At 47.7% G+C, this 16,934-nt stretch carries 15 protein-coding genes; 6 read left to right on the top strand and 9 right to left on the bottom strand.

Annotated features, from left to right (window positions below; all coding sequences use genetic code 11):
• Positions 1-3: 3 nt before the first annotated feature.
• From F0316_RS18080 to F0316_RS18065, 4 genes are all read left to right on the top strand, one after another.
• Positions 4-825: a Cof-type HAD-IIB family hydrolase gene (locus tag F0316_RS18080; protein ID WP_053055850.1), complete on the top strand. Its 822-nt coding sequence runs from the start codon at positions 4-6 to the stop codon at positions 823-825.
• A 5-nt stretch (positions 826-830) separates the two neighbouring features.
• A complete protein-coding gene (locus tag F0316_RS18075; protein WP_000165653.1) occupies positions 831-1,478 on the top strand; it encodes a 3-keto-L-gulonate-6-phosphate decarboxylase UlaD in 648 nt (215 codons plus the stop codon).
• An 11-nt stretch (positions 1,479-1,489) separates the two neighbouring features.
• A complete protein-coding gene (locus F0316_RS18070; protein WP_142736371.1) occupies positions 1,490-2,374 on the top strand; it encodes an L-ribulose-5-phosphate 3-epimerase in 885 nt (294 codons plus the stop codon).
• 156 nt (positions 2,375-2,530) lie between these two features.
• Positions 2,531-2,962, top strand: a complete 432-nt coding sequence (locus F0316_RS18065; RefSeq protein WP_000770688.1) for a hypothetical protein — start codon at positions 2,531-2,533, stop codon at positions 2,960-2,962.
• 2 nt (positions 2,963-2,964) lie between these two features.
• On the opposite strand, the gene F0316_RS18060 is transcribed toward F0316_RS18065, so the two are convergent.
• Positions 2,965-3,639: a response regulator transcription factor gene (locus tag F0316_RS18060; protein ID WP_001221471.1), complete on the bottom strand. Its 675-nt coding sequence runs from the start codon at positions 3,637-3,639 to the stop codon at positions 2,965-2,967.
• The gene (locus F0316_RS18055; protein ID WP_000490338.1) at positions 3,620-5,230 is read right to left on the bottom strand and encodes a HAMP domain-containing sensor histidine kinase; all 1,611 of its coding nucleotides are present in this window, start codon (positions 5,228-5,230) and stop codon (positions 3,620-3,622) included. The genes F0316_RS18060 and F0316_RS18055 overlap by 20 nt, the downstream gene beginning before the upstream one ends.
• A gap of 283 nt (positions 5,231-5,513) precedes the next feature.
• Between F0316_RS18055 and F0316_RS18050 the strand changes: the two genes are divergently transcribed.
• Positions 5,514-6,083, top strand: coding sequence for a phosphoribosyl-AMP cyclohydrolase (locus tag F0316_RS18050; protein WP_001189466.1), 570 nt, complete (start codon positions 5,514-5,516; stop codon positions 6,081-6,083).
• A gap of 117 nt (positions 6,084-6,200) precedes the next feature.
• Here the strand turns inward: F0316_RS18050 and F0316_RS19910 are convergent, their stop codons facing one another.
• From F0316_RS19910 to vctA, 4 genes are all read right to left on the bottom strand, one after another.
• Entirely contained in the window at positions 6,201-8,840 is a 2,640-nt protein-coding gene (locus F0316_RS19910; protein ID WP_172626082.1) for a hypothetical protein, read from the bottom strand.
• A gap of 435 nt (positions 8,841-9,275) precedes the next feature.
• Complete coding sequence (locus F0316_RS18035) at positions 9,276-10,469, bottom strand: acetate/propionate family kinase (protein WP_149560787.1); 1,194 nt, start codon at positions 10,467-10,469, stop codon at positions 9,276-9,278.
• A 269-nt stretch (positions 10,470-10,738) separates the two neighbouring features.
• Positions 10,739-11,059, bottom strand: a complete 321-nt coding sequence (locus F0316_RS18030; RefSeq protein WP_000098211.1) for a DUF2218 domain-containing protein — start codon at positions 11,057-11,059, stop codon at positions 10,739-10,741.
• Between the two features lie 57 nt (positions 11,060-11,116).
• Positions 11,117-13,096, bottom strand: a complete 1,980-nt coding sequence (vctA, locus tag F0316_RS18025; protein WP_149560786.1) for a TonB-dependent iron chelate receptor VctA — start codon at positions 13,094-13,096, stop codon at positions 11,117-11,119.
• Between the two features lie 86 nt (positions 13,097-13,182).
• On the opposite strand from vctA, the gene F0316_RS18020 reads away from it, so the two are divergent.
• Positions 13,183-14,199: a helix-turn-helix domain-containing protein gene (locus tag F0316_RS18020; protein WP_001181425.1), complete on the top strand. Its 1,017-nt coding sequence runs from the start codon at positions 13,183-13,185 to the stop codon at positions 14,197-14,199.
• Between the two features lie 46 nt (positions 14,200-14,245).
• On the opposite strand, the gene vctC is transcribed toward F0316_RS18020, so the two are convergent.
• The 3 genes from vctC to vctD are packed head-to-tail and all read right to left on the bottom strand — an operon-like array spanning position 14,246 to position 16,891.
• Positions 14,246-15,010: an iron chelate ABC transporter ATP-binding protein VctC gene (gene vctC / locus F0316_RS18015; RefSeq protein WP_000615306.1), complete on the bottom strand. Its 765-nt coding sequence runs from the start codon at positions 15,008-15,010 to the stop codon at positions 14,246-14,248.
• Between the two features lie 2 nt (positions 15,011-15,012).
• Positions 15,013-15,963 carry an iron chelate uptake ABC transporter permease subunit VctG gene (vctG, locus tag F0316_RS18010; protein ID WP_001154099.1) on the bottom strand — a complete coding sequence of 317 codons (951 nt, stop codon included), beginning with the start codon at positions 15,961-15,963 and terminating at the stop codon, positions 15,013-15,015.
• Positions 15,953-16,891, bottom strand: a complete 939-nt coding sequence (gene vctD / locus F0316_RS18005) for an iron chelate uptake ABC transporter permease subunit VctD (RefSeq protein WP_000735136.1) — start codon at positions 16,889-16,891, stop codon at positions 15,953-15,955. The genes vctG and vctD overlap by 11 nt, the downstream gene beginning before the upstream one ends.
• Positions 16,892-16,934: the final 43 nt, after the last annotated feature.

The raw sequence follows: 16,934 nt of genomic DNA, 5'->3' as shown, positions 1-16,934 counted from the left end.
GCTATGTATAAAGTGCTCGCCTTGGATCTTGATGGCACTGTGCTCAGTGACGATCACACCATCCATCCACAAGTCAAAGACGCGATTCGCGCAGCTCAGCAGCATTGTCATGTGCTTATCGTCACGGGTCGTCACCACACCGCTGCGCGCCCTTACTACGATGAACTGGGTCTGACCACGCCCATCATCTGTTGCAACGGCACGTATGTGTATGACTACGCAAGCGAAACGGTGCTGGAGCACAATGCGATCGATAAGCAAGATGCGCTGACCTTTATCGATCTGGCCCAAGAGTTTCAGCTCAAGCTGGTGATGTACATCAAAGATGCAATGACTTACTCGCAGCGTAGCCCCATCGCGTACATGCAAGCATTGGAAAAATGGGCGCAAGCGGCCTCTCTCACTCATCCGCCGCAAATCTATGCGATTGACTCCTTTCACCAAACTGCGCGCGACTCTGAGTTTGTGTGGAAATTTGTCGTCGAAGGTTTACCAAGCTCGGTCGAACGACTCCTAGAGCATCCGTGGGTGAATACCCGTTTTAATGGTGAACGCTCTTGGTCAAACCGCATTGATTTTGCCGCCAAAGGCAACAGTAAAGGCCAGCGCCTTGCGCAATACGTCGCTCAGCTTGGCTACGCCGCCAACCATGTGATGGCGATTGGCGATAACCACAATGACATCTCCATGCTGTGCTATGCGGGCCACGGCGTGGCCATGGCCAATGCCGATGACACCGTGAAATCTTACGCGCGCAGCCTTTGCCCTACCGATAACAACCAAGCTGGGCTTGCCCAACTGATACGTGAACATATTCAAGGATAAACAGTATGACCAAACCAATGATTCAAATCGCCCTCGACCAAACCAAACTAACCGATGCCGTGGCCGTAGCAAGTAATGTCGCCAGTTACGTCGATGTGATTGAAGTTGGCACCATTTTGGCTTTCGCGGAAGGAATGAAAGCGGTGTCGACTCTGCGCCACAACCATCCGGATCATATTCTGGTGTGTGACATGAAAACCACCGATGGCGGAGCCATTCTCTCGCGCATGGCATTTGAAGCGGGGGCGGATTGGATCACCGTCTCAGCCGCCGCGCACATCGCGACCATTGCCGCGTGTAAAAAAGTGGCGGATGAGTTAAATGGCGAAATCCAAATCGAGATTTATGGCAACTGGACAATGCAAGATGCTAAAGCGTGGGTCGATTTAGGCATCACTCAAGCCATTTACCACCGCTCACGCGATGCGGAATTGGCAGGGATTGGTTGGACAACGGACGATCTCGACAAAATGCGCCAGCTCTCTGCGCTAGGCATTGAGCTTTCGATAACTGGCGGCATCGTACCAGAAGATATTTACCTGTTTGAAGGGATCAAAACCAAAACCTTTATTGCCGGACGTGCATTAGCAGGCGCCGAAGGCCAACAAACTGCGGCGGCTCTGCGTGAGCAGATCGACCGTTTCTGGCCATAACAGGAGGCAGCATGTATCAACATTTACTGCGCCACCGCGTTGGCTTGTATGAAAAAGCGCTGCCCAATCACTTAAGTTGGGAGGAGAAACTGGCCTGCACCAAAGAGCTCGGTTTCGATTTTCTGGAGATCTCGGTGGATGAAAGTGACGAGCGCCGCAGCCGCCTCGATTGGGATGATGCCACCATTTATTCATTGCGCCGCCTTTGTGAGGAGTATGGCGTGCCGCTGCAATCCATGTGCCTTAGCGCTCATCGCAAGTTTCCGTTTGGCTCGGCCGATCCCGCGCTGCGCGATGAGGCACTGAAAATTATGCAAAAGGCGATTACCCTCGCCTACAAATTGGGTATTCGTACCATTCAGTTGGCAGGGTATGACGTCTATTACGAGCCCGCCAACTCAGCCACTGATCAGCGTTTTATTGAGGGCATGCAACACGCCGCCCGTTTAGCTGAGCGCGCTGGCGTGATGTTAGCCGTTGAGATCATGGATACCCCTTATCTCAATGCGCTGAGTAAATTTGAAGTGTTGAATCGGCAGATCCAATCGCCCTTTTTTACGGCGTATCCAGACGTTGGCAACATCTCAGGCTGGAATTATGACTTGCTGACCGAACTCTCGTTAAGCAAACCTCACATCACTCAAATCCACCTCAAGGACACTTACAAGGTGAGCGAACAGTACGCCGGACAGTTTCGTGATTTAGTGATTGGCGAAGGCGACGTCGACTTTGATGGGTTGTTCTGCCGCTTAAAAGCACTGGATTGCGTGGTGCCGTTAGTGATTGAAATGTGGGCGCACGACGAACAGTGGCAACAGCATATTCACACCGCGCAGCGTCGATTAAACCAAGCTTGTGATCGCGCCGAACTCCCTCGCTTGTTCCCTCATCTTTAAGCTCCTGAGCCGCGCAACGCGGCACTTCCCGAACAGGGAATGTGCGGTAGGTTTCCCCCAACCTACCGCACTTTTTCAAGCTCATCTTCATGGTTGACTTCATCCGCACCTTGACGCACAGTGGCGGCTGTTTGTTTGAAATTCCAACCGGTTAGCATGAAATTACTCCACCTTCAGCTGTTTTGGTACGAAAAGCACCACACCCTACTTGAATTAGAGGCCCTGCCACAACTGAGCCCGGCACAACAGCAAGAACTTGAAGAGTGGATCAAAACACGGCGCAAAATTCTCAGTTATGAAGTGCATCAACACGCGTGGATTAAGGTCAACGCTGATGGTTTTTCATCACTGCTGACCTTTAAACCCAACGGCACCTTGATTGAGAAAGACATGTTCAGCGACAAAGCCCTGCATGGTTTGTGGAAAGTGATGGATGGCTTTTTATTCGTCAAAGTGATCAGCGGCGAGTTTATTGTCGAATACCAAATTGTCGGCCACCAACCTCACCCAGTGCACTGCGGCATTGAATACATCAATGGCCGCGTGAGTAGCTACAGCAAGTTTGCCCAATTGGCGTCAAAAGAATAGGGTTAAGCGTCACCTAAGTAATACCCCATACCCCGCTTGGTTTGGATCAGCGGCTGGGCAAAAGGCATATCGATTTTCTTGCGTAAACGACGCATATAGACATCGACTACATTGGTCAGCGGATCTTGGTGAATACCCCACACATTCGCCAAAATTCGCTCCCGGCTAAAAATATGCCCCGGTTTACGCAAAAAGAGCTCAAGTATTGAAATCTCTTTTGCCGTCAGCTCTATCGGTTGATCGGCACGATACACGCGCATGGTGGATAGGCAGAGCTCTAAATCAGCAAAACGCAGTTTATTGCTGGTGTGGGTTTGAATATTACGCCGCTGCAGTGCCTCGATGCGTGCCAACAGCTCTTCAAAATGGAAAGGCTTGGCGAGGTAATCATCCGCACCGGTGCGCAATCCTTGGATGCGTTCCTCCACCTCGCCCAAAGCGGATAACATTAGGATTAAAACCTGATTACCCGTCGCACGGATTTGCTGGCATAGGGTTAACCCATCCACATGGGGCAACATGCGATCTAAGATCAGCAAGTCCGGCTCGCTGCTTTTCACGGTTTCTAATCCGTATTGACCATCTTTCAAACGGTGGATTTGGTGCCCTTCCGCTTTTAAGCCTCGCTCAATAAAACGGGCAATTCTTTCATCATCTTCAATCAATAAGATTCGCATCTTGCTCCTCTCCTCGCGGAAAAGTTAACGTCACCGTCGTGCCTTGTTCCAACACACTTTCGATGCGGATTTCACCATCCAGTTGTTTTACGATACTTTGCGCCAGCGTTAAGCCAATGCCTAGCCCATCAGGGCGATACCGCTTGCCATTTTCTGCACGAAAATAGCGTTCAAAAATCACACTCAGATCCGCTTCAGCAATCCCAATACCTTGATCTACCAATTGCACACGCCATGCCTCTTCATCCAGCTCAAGATTCAATCCTATCGGTCGCTGCGTCGGATCATAGCGTAAAGCGTTATCCACCAAGATACGGATCACCATCAGCAATTTATCGCGATCCGTATAGCAAAGCTGTGTTTGCCACTCACCCTGCGCTGGCGTATTCACCGTCAACTCAACTTGCTGCGCGTGAGTCAACAAACTGGCTTGCCGCACCACTGCTTGCCAAATTTCACCTAAGAGCAACTCGGTTAACGCAGGATGAAACAGGCGCTCATCGTGTCGGATCAACATCAATAAATCTTCAATCCGAAATGCCAGTTGCTCTGCCGACTCACTGATCCGCAGCAGGGTTTGCCGATATTCGTCATCACTATTGTGCCGACTGCGCAGAGTAATTTGCGCCTCACCTAAAATCGCAGTGGCAGGAGAGCGCAGTTCATGGCTGACATTAGCGAAGAACTCTTTTTGTTGATGTTTAGCTTTCTCCAACGTTTGTAAAGCTTGCGCCAGCTCTTGGGTTCGGTCTGCCACTTCTCGCTCAATTAATTGGCGTGACATCCGCTCTTTTTGCTGCGCTTGCTCAAGACTTTGCGCCATATAGTTAAAATGGCGCGCCAGCGTTTTAAGTTCATCAGGCCCGCTGATCGAAATGCGGTGATCCAATCGGCCCTGCTCTAGGGCGGTAGTACTTTTCACCAACTCAGCCAGCGGCTTAGAAAGGGTACGCAATAACCAAACGCCAAGCAGAGCCCCCGACACCATGCCAAAAACCGCTAAGCTGGTGATGACCGCTCTCACATTCGATAACGCATCCAACGCTGCTTCTTCATAACGCGAGGTACGTTGCTGCTGGAGGCTAATGGCTTGCGTCAACAGCTGGCGTAAATCGGTATCATCGACCCGATCGAACGACTGGCTCAACAATAGCCAGCGTTCATCATCGTCAGTAATTTTGGCAATTTCCCATGAACGCAACGCCTTTTTTAAGCTGGCAAAGTTGGTTTCAAACAGGGAGATTACCTTGATCTGCTGGTTTATTTCTGAGAAATCTTGCACGGTTAAGCTGTGCTGCTGAGCTTGCTCCGTCAAAAGATTGAGCTTGTGTAGCAGCGCTTCAATTTTGGAAAAACGCATATCCCTTTTCAGGGTACTGCCATCTTTAATAAGAAGATACTCGGCGAGCCAGACTTTAAGTTGCTGTTTCTCGGTACTCAACTGCATAAAACCTTGCAGAATTTGGCTTGAGATTTGCCCACGCAGCAGATGCTGATTCGCAACTTGATTTGACCAATAAGCCACCCCGGCCTGCGCCAAAATCAAGGTCAATAGTAATGCGAGTACAAACGCAAGCCGATATCGAAACATAGTCATTTCCCAAAATTGTCTTCTTTCTATGAGTCTCAACTACTCGCAGTGGCAAATAGGCGACCAATGAGTCCATCTCCATCAGCATAGACACACTCGGTGTTTAAGATGAATCAGCGTCGCCAAGACCGCGTTAAGTAGCAAGGAGATATGCAGATTACGTGATCCTCTACCCAAGGGTAAATCTTGTTAATCTGAGGTTAATCTTTGCGCTCGGTTTACATTCATCGAAACCTCGTAGAGTAGCGCTGAACCTACTGCAAACATTTAAGGAAGGCAGATTATGCAACGTATGACTCGTACTCTATCCGTTTCCGCCCTGATTCTGTGCGGCTTATTACCTTTCACGACTCAAGCTGCCGATCTTGTCGTGAATAACAACATCACTCACGAAGATGTGCTGAAAGCCCAACAAGCTTGGGGCGAAGCGCTGATTAAAATCAGCGATACTTATCAAAAACAAGGCATCAAAGCGGCAACTGAGCTTGCGAACCAAGTGTTAGATCAAGCCTATGGCTACCAACAAGGCGCAGTATTGTTTAAACCGACCCTAGCCAGTGGCAAGCAAACCTTCCGCACCGATACAGAAGGCGCACTCTCTTACTTTGTTGGCAACAATAAAAGCTACCCGCAAGATTCGGGCTTTGCCCTAAAAGGCTGGAAGGAATACCGTTTTGAAAATGCCGCGGTTTACATTGATGGCGATCTTGCACTCACCACAGGCAATGTCTTCCTAGTGAATGATAAAGGGCAGGAAACTGTGGTAGATAAAAGCTGGGCTTTTAAGAAAGATGAGCAAGGCCAACTGCGCATTGTACTGCACCACTCCTCGCTGCCTTATCAGGCGAAGTGATGCCATTAGCACCGATATTAGTTTTGGGATAACAGAATATCCGAGCGCACTACGCGCTCGGATTGATTGAGATGAGTTATAAACTTTGATTTATTCTCATCGTCAGAGAAAAAGCAACTAGTTAATAGCAGGCAATGACTTCGCTTCCATGACGAGATAAGCATCCCAAGATTGTTCATCACGAATACGTTTTACGAAGCCGCGGTTGGTCAACCAGCTTTCACTCGTCTCTGTAATAGCAGGCTTAGTCAGCTTAGTTTCACGCGTCACTTTACAAGCTTCAAACGTGCCTGCTGCAACTACAACAGTTTCTTTACCCACATAGGTATCCGAGTAACTAAAATCCGAGTTAGGCCATGCCTTAGTAATCTCCGTCAAATCTGTTTGTTGGGTTACAGTGCGTAAGCCTTGCACAGTTGAATCGCCAGCGTTAAAGCTCGCCAAAGGCGCATTGATTGCAGGACCTGAAGTGACTGGGATGCCCAAACGTTTTTCACTAGCGGAAACTGATTTTTCTAAAGCTACCTTGGCAATGCCCCAACCAAAGGAACCATCGGGGTTAAAACCTTCTTGGCCCAGATCGTAGCCCTGTGCAGAATAAGCCTCTTCATAGCCTAATAAATTCCCATTCAGGTCCTTAACATCGATGATGGTTTTTTCCAGTGAACCATTCCACTTATTGATCCAACTTGGCATTCCTGAGACTAAATTCACCTCCGTGAGCCAAGAATAATGGTTGCCAGAATAAGAATATTCAAAGATCAATTTTGAAGGTTTGTCACTAACCGTGCGATCAACAGCATATACCACTTTGTCTCCCACTTGCTTTGTATAGCCAGCATCAGGTAGCGAAGCTAAACATGCTTCTAATGTTGCCGGTGATGTTGGTGTGGGTGGTGTTGACTGTGAATAATTATCAACAATCAACTGCGCAGCAGTAGAATCAAACAGATAGTTTGAATCTGATTCATCCTTTTGATCTACAAAATGGGCAATTCGCACGAAACCATCGAATTCCGTAAGGTACAGTGTATTATCCGCTGTGTTGAAATTGCTCCAAGTTGTCTTGCCAGCAATAGAAGCAGGCAGTGTCACTTTGCGTAGCGCTTTTCCATGGTGAGTAATCTCTTGCCACTCACCTTGATCGGCATACTTAACAAAGTTCTCATTCCAGTCCCAACCTCTTGAGTAATACACCACTTTGCCATTAGATAATAATTGAGCAAAAACATGACCATCAGCCAAACCTGCGATTGGAATTAAGTCAACTGAATTAGTGGTACCTTCACGGCTTTGGGCATTAGCGGCTACCGTATCAACCAATGTGGCAATCCATGTATCTTTCTCATTTTTAATAGCACTGATGCCATTACACATTTGATTTAAGGCTGCATAGCGCTCAGGGCTGTCCTCCTTACACCAACTTCCTTTATTAAAGGTATAAAAGCCACCTTCTAGTTTTTCGGACGAAACCAAGTAGCCATAAGTGTTGGAAGGGAACATCAAGTCTTGTGGGATAACACTTGCCCACACTTCATCGTCAGCACTCTTCTTAAGCACCGAGCTCACATTCAGACCACTGAGATCCATTTTTTTCGCTGAAACTTTTTCATTCTTTGACGAATTACCCGTTTCTAAAATAATAGAACCATCATTGTTGAGGGTGATTTTTACAATGGCATCAGTCTCAGCTTCCCAACCCTCTTTATCTAGAATTAATTGTTCAGGATTAGCCATGTTGGTAACTGGAACAAACGAATCTGAGGCATGATCAAGCTCATATTCTTGATCGATCACCTCATCATTCTTACCCAGTGCCACAAAGCCGTAGCTCAATTCTTTGAGACCGTTTTCTTCTTCGCCAGCAAACCATGTCAATGTTTCATTTTTAATCAATTCAGCTAAGTTAGCCTCAGTGGCACTCTTCGCAGCTTCGTTGATATTCACTTTATCTTTTAGGTTCTCAACACTGATGCCCACATGCTGTTTATCAATGTCTTGGCCTGCTTTAATAGGGTCAAAATTCTCCCCTGCAGTTTCAACCGTAGTCACGACATTTGAAAGCACCTTACTGACTTCAGTTGCAATCAGCGACGTTAGCTTGTCAACACTGATACCTGCATTGGCAGCTGCTTGCTCTAACTTATCGGTATTTTCGGCCATGATGGTAGCGGTGACTTGTGCGATGCGGTGAAGTCTTGCGAATTCTTTTTGATCGGCAGCGCTAAGCTCTTTTGATGATTTACCTGCGACATAATCCGCGGCTAAATCGAGCTTCGTACCTAGCTTAGCTTGTACTGCTGCTTTAGCTTCTTCAAGCGTGCGACCATTTTCAATTTCGTTATGCACTAGCGTAGTCAATGGGCTGATAAATGGAGAGCCTGAAGGTGCACTTAAGCGGTAGCTTTTTGTCAGTGGCTTGTCACCATAATCAGCATCTTTGGTTTGACCTGCGACAACCTCAATCAACAGGCTGCCTTTAGCAATCTGATCTGGAGTCAAACCTTGTAGCGTGAACTGCCCATTTTCACCAGTGGTTGCCGAAGGCTCATCACGATCACACATTTTATTGGCATTAAGGTCTAAACACGCATTTGCGCCAATTAGATAGCCGTCTGCAGCACGCGCTGTCAGCGACATATCTGGACTTGGCTTATCAGCACTTGGTTGGCTAATATTTGACTGAGGGCTATCACTTCCACACGCAGCCAATGTTAGAGCGATCGCCATAGCCAATACTGAACGTTGAGGGCTCATAATAATCTCCATTAATATAAAAATTTCGCAGTTATCCGTGACAGCTAGTCTATTTAGCCATCATTACTTATTACCCTGAGTAATCGAATCGCAAAATAACAGAACGAATTTTTATCTAACCTCTGTGTGATCATGATTCATAATCAGAAATTATAGAAATAATGTTTTTTATTAAATTTTTGCGAGTCACTTCTAAATGCTCAATAAAGTAACCCACTGATTTAATATGACTATTACTTACATTTTTAATGACTGAAAATGCTTTGTTCATCTCTTCTAGAAAGCGAATTTATGATTTATCCAACCGGAAGTTTGGTCAGCTTCTTATCAAATCGATTTATAATTGACCAAATACAAAGCATTTAGATTTTTAAAAGCAGGAAAAAACAAAGGCGAGCCAACGGCTCGCCTTTTATCGATATTTCGTCGTAACTATTACAATAGCTCAACCGACTGCTGGGCAATCACGAATTCTTCATTGGTCGGGATCACCATGGCTACGGCGTTAAGCAGCTCAGATTTTGCGATGATGCCCGCTTTACCAAAACGCGCTGCTTCGTTGCCTTTTTCGTCTTCCACGAAACCAAGCAGATTTAGGTTGCCGAGAATTTCGCGGCGAATCGGCAGTGAGTTTTCACCAATACCACCGGTGAAGATGATCGCATCCAGATGATCTAGCGGGATCAGGTAAGAGCCGATGTATTTGGCGACACGGTAAGTAAACACTTCAAACGCCAGTTTCGCCCCTTCGTGACCGTTTTCCATCGCTTCCAAAATACCGCGAGCATCTGAAGTCAGGCCAGATACCCCCAAGAAACCGGATTTCTTGTTCAGGGTTTCAAAGACTTTCTCTTGGCTCCAGCCTTTTTTCATCAAAAATTCGATGATGCCGGGATCTAAGTCGCCAGAACGTGTACCCATCATCAGACCTGCCAATGGGGTGAAGCCCATGGAAGTATCGACCGATTGACCATTGCTGATCGCACAAACTGAAGCGCCGTTGCCCAAGTGAACCGAGATGAAGCTCGCTTGCTCAATCGGCTTGTTGAGCATTTTGGCCGCTTCACGGCTAACGTAGTAATGGCTGGTGCCGTGGAAACCGTAGCGGCGGATACCGTATTGTTTGTACAGTTCATGAGAGATAGCACCAGTGAATGCCTTTTTCGGCATCGTCTGGTGGAAGGCGGTATCAAACACTGCGAACTGTGGCAAGCTTGGGAAAGCCGCCATCGCCGCTTGGATACCTTTCGCACCGGCCGGGTTGTGGAGCGGAGCAAGATCGGACAAGCTTTCGATTTCTGCCAGTACTTCTTCATCAATACGAACGGTCGAGGTGAATTTCTCACCGCCGTGCACAATACGGTGTCCTACCGCTACTAAGTCTTGAGCGAAGCCCAAGCTTTCCATTAAGCCCACAATGCGGTTGATCGCATGTTGGTGATGATGATCGGCGGCGGTAATCGCCTCTTCCGTTTTCTCACCCTGATATTTCCAACTGATCACGGCTTCAGGCATGCCGAAGCATTCGCCAAGGCCTGAGATCAGCGCTTCCCCCGTTTGGGAATCAATCACTGCAAATTTCAATGATGAGCTACCAGAGTTTATGACCAACACATACGAGTTCGACATGGGGGCTGTATCCTGTTTCAGACGTTAAGGGGAAGCGTTTTCGCTTCGTCATTATAGAGATAGCATTATTCAATAATTTTTGAATCTTTCAACTTTGTTTTAGTTTTTTGTGCGATAGAAACGTTTTTTTGTTGATCTTAAGCAAGAAGAGATTTCTTTTTAGCCGAGAAATATTTCAATTTTTCATCAAAGAAAACAGCGTTCGCCGAAGATGACGAACGCTGATGCAGTATAGGATGAATGCCGAGAGGCAAGATGATGCAGAGCCACTATGCAAGCGGTGTCGTTTGCCATTCCAGTTCAATGGATTCTCGGCGTGAAAACATATCGATATGCGAATCGATCACCGCGCGTTGTGCGGCCACATTTTTCTCGCTGTCCCCCTGACAAACAAACGTCAGCGTTTGGTTTTTCTCGCACACGGTTAAGGTGGTCACTCCCACAGGAAACTCGATTTGCCCTTGTGTTTCATCCCAAGTCGCAGGGACTTTGCGGGCAAAATGGCGACATAAGGTGACTAAATATTTGACCACATGCTCAGAGTGCAACGTGGCTTGGGATTGGTACAACGCTTGAAATTGAGACGACATAACAAAATCTCCAGTGCAAAAGCCCGCACAAAGCGGGCTTAAATAGAGTAAGAATGATTAGAATTGGTAAGCGGCGGATAACTTATAGCTGCGTCCCGGCTCGTAATCATCGGCTACAAAGCTTTTCGCTAAACCAACACGTGAGGCATGAGACACATAAAGCTCATCAAACACGTTATCCACGCCGAACGTCAGCACTAGGTTCGGGACGGAATATGGCGTCCACTGAGCATACAGGTTATGCACGTCATAGCCTTCTTTCTTGGCGGCGCCAGCCACTACGTTGTCTTCATCCAGAACCACTATTGAAGTCCAGCCAAACAGGGTATCAATCGAATCCGCTTGATAACCTAAGCTGAGCGCGATGCTGTCACCCATATCGGCGCTGTTACCAACGGAATTGAGCATTGGGCCACCATTTGTAACATCATTCGCATCCGAGTGCGCGTAAGAGAGCTTGGCGCTCGCGGCTTGGTAAGCGTAAGTTGTGCTCAGTTCAAAACCTTTGATTTCCATATCCCCTACGTTACTGATCAGGTAACTGTTACTAGTACGAATATGGTCATCAATCTGGGTTTTAAACAGGGTGAAGTTGGCACCCACAAAGTGATCGCCATAAGTTTTATCAAAGCGCACACCACCTTGAGTGTTTAAGCCCGTTTCAGGTTTGATGTTATCCGCTAAGCGAGCTTGATCTTGGTAACGAACAAAGGTCTCCAGCAGCTCTGGGCCTTTGAATAGCGAGCGGGCGTTGGCAAACAGCGTCCAATCACTGGTCACATCCCATTCCGTACCCAGTGACCAAGTCACCTCATCAAAATCTTTCGTGCCTGTCATAGCTTTACGTTTGAAATCATCAAAACGCAGACCGGCGGTCACTGACCAAACGTCATTTACATACAGTTTGTTCTCCGCAAACACAGCGGTAGAAACTGCAGATTCTTCCATAAATGAGGTGCTGCCATAGGTCGCTTTGCTGGTTTGATCGACATAATCCATACCATAGCTTACTTGGTTACGGTGCGCGGCCAGTTCATAGTCAGATTGGAAGAGCGCGTTAATGCCAACATTGCGGTTTGTCGCCGTATTGCGTGAAAGGCGGTTGCCCGGCCAAACACCCGCCATCACACTTTCATCACGATCAATTTCGGTTTGGCTACTGTAGAGGGTGACTTTGCCGCGATGCTTATCTTGCTTGAGTTCATAAGAGCCAGTGATGGTATCGCGATCATAATGCGTCGGAATCAAACGGTTTTTGGTCAAACCTTCGTTGGCGCTTCCTGCCATATCAGGGCGTGGGCTATAGTCCCCTTGATCACGATAGACATCATAGGAAACTTGGAATCGATGACCAACAGCCGGTTCAAAGCCGACTTTTGCAAGAACGTTATAGGTATCCCCTTTCACGCCAAAAGTTTCTTTACCGGCACCATCTTCAAAGTTATCGCGTGAGATACCTTGACCATAAACCATGGCGTCAACCGTTTCGCTCAATTGACCGTAAACCGTGAGTGAACCTTGTTGGTTATCGTTTGAGGCATAACCGCCGAAGATACGGGCACCAAACTGCTCACCACCCACCAGCAGATCTTTCGCATTCTTGGTTTCAAAATAAACCGAACCACCGAGGCCACTTTGGGTCACCGAGTTGTTACCCACCTGCACATCGGCTGATTTCAAAATGTCTGGGTTAAGCGTTAAGTTACCAATGTGATGGAACATATTGGCGTGCTGTGAAGCGCCATCCAAACGAATATCCAGGTTGGTTTCACCCAATCCGCGAATGTTAATTCGTTGGTTAACCGAGTGCGTTCCGCCTACATCAACCCCGGGAATATCACGCAGCAAGTCCGACATGTGATCGGCTTGTTTGAGTGATAGATCGTCCGTGGTGAGAGATTCCGAGCTGCTCGATACTTTCGTACCCCAGATCACCACATTTTCCTGCTCCGGTGTCGCTTTCTGCTCAGCAACCGCGTTGGCCGACATCGCGGCAGTGATCGCAAGCCATAACGCAGACTTCTTGCAAATATCCATACTGACTCAATTCCTCAAAAATACAAATGATAACGATTCGCATATATGTTAAATTGAGCTCAACCAATAGAGAAGTTGAATTGATTATGCAAAATCGCACATCAGTTATGGAAAACACGCAAAATCAACATAAGGTATTAACCAAAAACGGCGCACGCCAAACGGTCACCTTGTCACGTCATGTGGTCAAGGAGCGAGATGAGCAAATTGTTGCGCAAAATTTGAATCAACCCGTGATGGCACAAGGCCACTTTGTGGAATACGTCAGTCCAAACGGGTTTACCTTGCATGGAGGGTCTAGCCTTGAATTGGCCGATTGCGATGTGATGACCACCAGCGCGCCAGCCCTTGTCATCATTCTCTTGCTGGAAGGCACCTTACGCTTTGCCTATGATGACCTCAAACTTGAATTGTGTGCCAATCAGCATCCACAAGCTTTGATGGTCAATTTGCAGCAGCCGTGCATCTTCCATCGCCGTCTGCATCAAGGGATGACAGTACGCAAACTCAACATCGTTTTATCGCCCGATACATTGCAAAAATTCGCGCAACACTCCTGCCCATTGCAACATTTTCTGCAACAAGACAAAGCACTGGTTCCACTTTCACTGAACGAGGAAAGTTGGCAAGCCGTTGAGTCTCTGCTCAACCGTCGTGTGATCCACACCATCAGTGCGCATATTGCTCGGGAAGCCACGGTTTGGCGCTTGGTGCATGACGCCGTGTTGCAATGCCCTGAACACGCCACCTCGTTATCTCAGCACCAAGAGGGACAATCTGAGCAATGGATTAATCAGTTGCTGCACTATATCGATCAGCATTTGCATGAAGAGATTTGCTTAGAGCAACTGGCAGAACGCCATGCGATGAGCGTTTCCAACTTACAACGCAAATTTAAAACTCGCCTGAATATGACGATTGCACACTACATCCGGCACCGACGGTTACAACTGGCGCGTCAGCAATTAGAGCGAGGTTTGGTCACCATCACAGAGGCCGCGTATGAAGCAGGCTATCTGCACCCTTCCAACTTTACCGCAGCGTTTAAAAAAGCCTTTGGTATCTCTCCGCAGGCTTTTGTGGAATTGAAACAGGCGGGTTAATTGCCATGATTCTGGCCAAGCTTATCCCCTACTTGGTGCTTCAGCCTCACGTCGGAAGAGTATAGAGACATAAGCGCTGCCCCTGCATCTCAATCACATTAAACGGGGTATCGTAAATGGCGCTCAACACTTCAGATTGGATCACGTCACGCACCGAGCCTGTGGCTACGACTTCGCCTTTTTTCAATGCGACGATTTTATCGGCGTAGCAGGAAGCAAAGTTGATGTCGTGGATCACCACCACCACCGCCTTATTCAGCTCATGGGCTAAACGGCGCAGTGTAGACATGATTTGCAGCGAATGCTTGATATCCAGATTGTTTAACGGCTCGTCGAGGAAGACGTAATCGGTATCTTGCGCCATGACCATGGCGATAAACGCGAGTTGACGCTGCCCACCACTCAGTTCATCCAGATACTGATACTGAATGGTTTCGAGATCGAGATACTCAATCGCTTGATTGATGATCTGCTCATCTTGTGCGGTCAATTTTCCTTGGCTGTAAGGAAAACGGCCAAAAGCCGTCAACTCTCGCACCGTAAAACGCATATTGAGCACATTCGATTGACGCAACACCGCCAGCTTTTGGGCCAGCGCCTTGGTGTTCCACTCCACCAACTCACGCTGCTCAATCCAGACTTTACCCGCATCCCGATTGACCAAACGGCTCGCCATTGAAAGCAGCGTACTTTTGCCTGCGCCATTAGGGCCGATAATCGCCGTCACCTGCCCTTTATCAAACTGAGCACTGGCGTCATGTACCACGCGCTTGGTACCAAAATGTTTGGTGAGCTTTTCCAGTTGAATCATTGCTAAACCACTTTATTGCGAAGTAACAGCGAGAGGAAATAGATCCCGCCGATAAAATTGATCACCACACTCAAGGTGGTCCCGAAATGAAACACTTTTTCGATGATCCACTGGCCTGACAATAGTGCGCACACCGACATCGCCGACGTGGCAAGCAGCAAGGTGGAGTGACGATAAGAGCGGAACCATTCGCGAGTCAGGTTTGTCACCAGCAGCCCAAAAAACAGAATGGGCCCGACCAGAGCGGTGGAAATCGAAATCAGCAGCGCGCTGATCAGCAAAACATTACGCGTCACTTTGTGTACATCGACACCTAAACTCACCGCGTTATCTTTATCTAACCAGAACACATCGAGCACACGATGCTGACGGAACAGCAGCACGCAAGCCAACAGCAGCAGAGGCGACACCACATACACCAACTTGGTGTTGACGTTATTAAAGCTGGCGAACATGTTGGCCTGTACCGAAGCAAAATCGTTCGGATCCATCAACATCACAAAGAAAGAGGCGATGCTAGAAAAAAGCTGGCCTAAAATCACCCCAAGCAGTAACAGCACAATCAAGTTGCGATGCCCACTTCGGAAATAAAAAGTAAACAGCAGCGTCGAGAAGCTGAGCATCGCCGCCACCGACAGTGAAAAATTCCAGTACACGTTCATCGCAATACTGCTCATGCCCCCAAACAGCACCACGACCAACACTTGGGTGAACATGTATAAAGCATCAAACCCCATGATACTCGGCGTTAAAATACGGTTATGGGTGATGGTTTGAAACGCCAACGACGACTGCGCAATCGCAATGCCAGCAAAGACCATAGCCAACACTTTCGGCACGCGACGCGATAAAAAATACTGGTAGTTGTCCGCATTGAGCCCGACGCCAATAAACAGCGCCGCAAACAGCAGAGAAATCGCGATCAGCAGCAGTAATTTCGTTCTATCCTGCATGACGCTGCCCTCGCAAAATCAAGGCAATAAACACCGAACCACCTAAAATACTTATGATCATAGAGATGGGGACTTCATACGGGAAGATGATGACGCGCCCCACTAAATCACATAACAACACGAACATCGCCCCGAAAATGGCAGTGCGCGGAATATTTTTACGCAAATTATCGCCGTAATAGAGGCTGACTAGATTAGGCACAATCAAACCCAAGAAAGGCAGTTGACCGACAATCATGACCACGGTCGCCGACATGATGGAGACTAAGGCCACACCGATGATCATGACCTGTTGATAATTCAAACCCAGATTGGTCGCAAAATCTTTCCCCATCCCCACGGCAGAAATGCGTGCGGCATACAAATAGCTGAAAATAGCCACCGGGATTGCGATATAGAGCAGTTCAAAATCCCCTTTAAGCAGGTTGGCGAAATTGGCAACAGCCCAGCCGGAGAGATTTTGGATAGCATCATATTTGTAGGCAATAAAGGTCGCCAAAGAGTCAATCACATTGCCAAAAATGATGCCGATCAGCGGCACAAAAATGACGTTTTTAAACTGAATGCGCTGAATGAAAAACACAAAGACCAGCGTACCCAACATGGAGACGCCGAAAATCAACCAGAGGTTTTGACCATGGCCAAACAGAACTAGGCTAAGCACGTAACCGAGCATGGCACACTCTATCGTGCCGGAAGTCGATGGTGAGGCAAATCGGTTTTGACTCACTTGCTGCATGATAAGACCCGCGATGCTTAAACCCGCACCGGAGAGCAAAATCGCTAATAATCGGGGGACTCGGCTAGTCAGCAGTAACTGCCAAGCTGACTCATCACCTTGAAACAAGGCTGCGAGGGATAAATTGCCCACGCCAACAAACAGGGAACAAAAACTAATAACAACTAAAACAAGCAATAACTTTTTCAAAGTAAACCTCAGCCTGTCAGCAAGAGGAGAGTTTCCCCTCCTC

Source organism: Vibrio cholerae (assembly GCF_008369605.1).
Taxonomy (GTDB): Bacteria; Pseudomonadota; Gammaproteobacteria; order Enterobacterales; family Vibrionaceae; genus Vibrio; species Vibrio cholerae.
The sequence above is the reverse complement of the archived record's forward strand: the minus strand, read 5'-3'. Positions and strand labels throughout refer to the sequence as shown.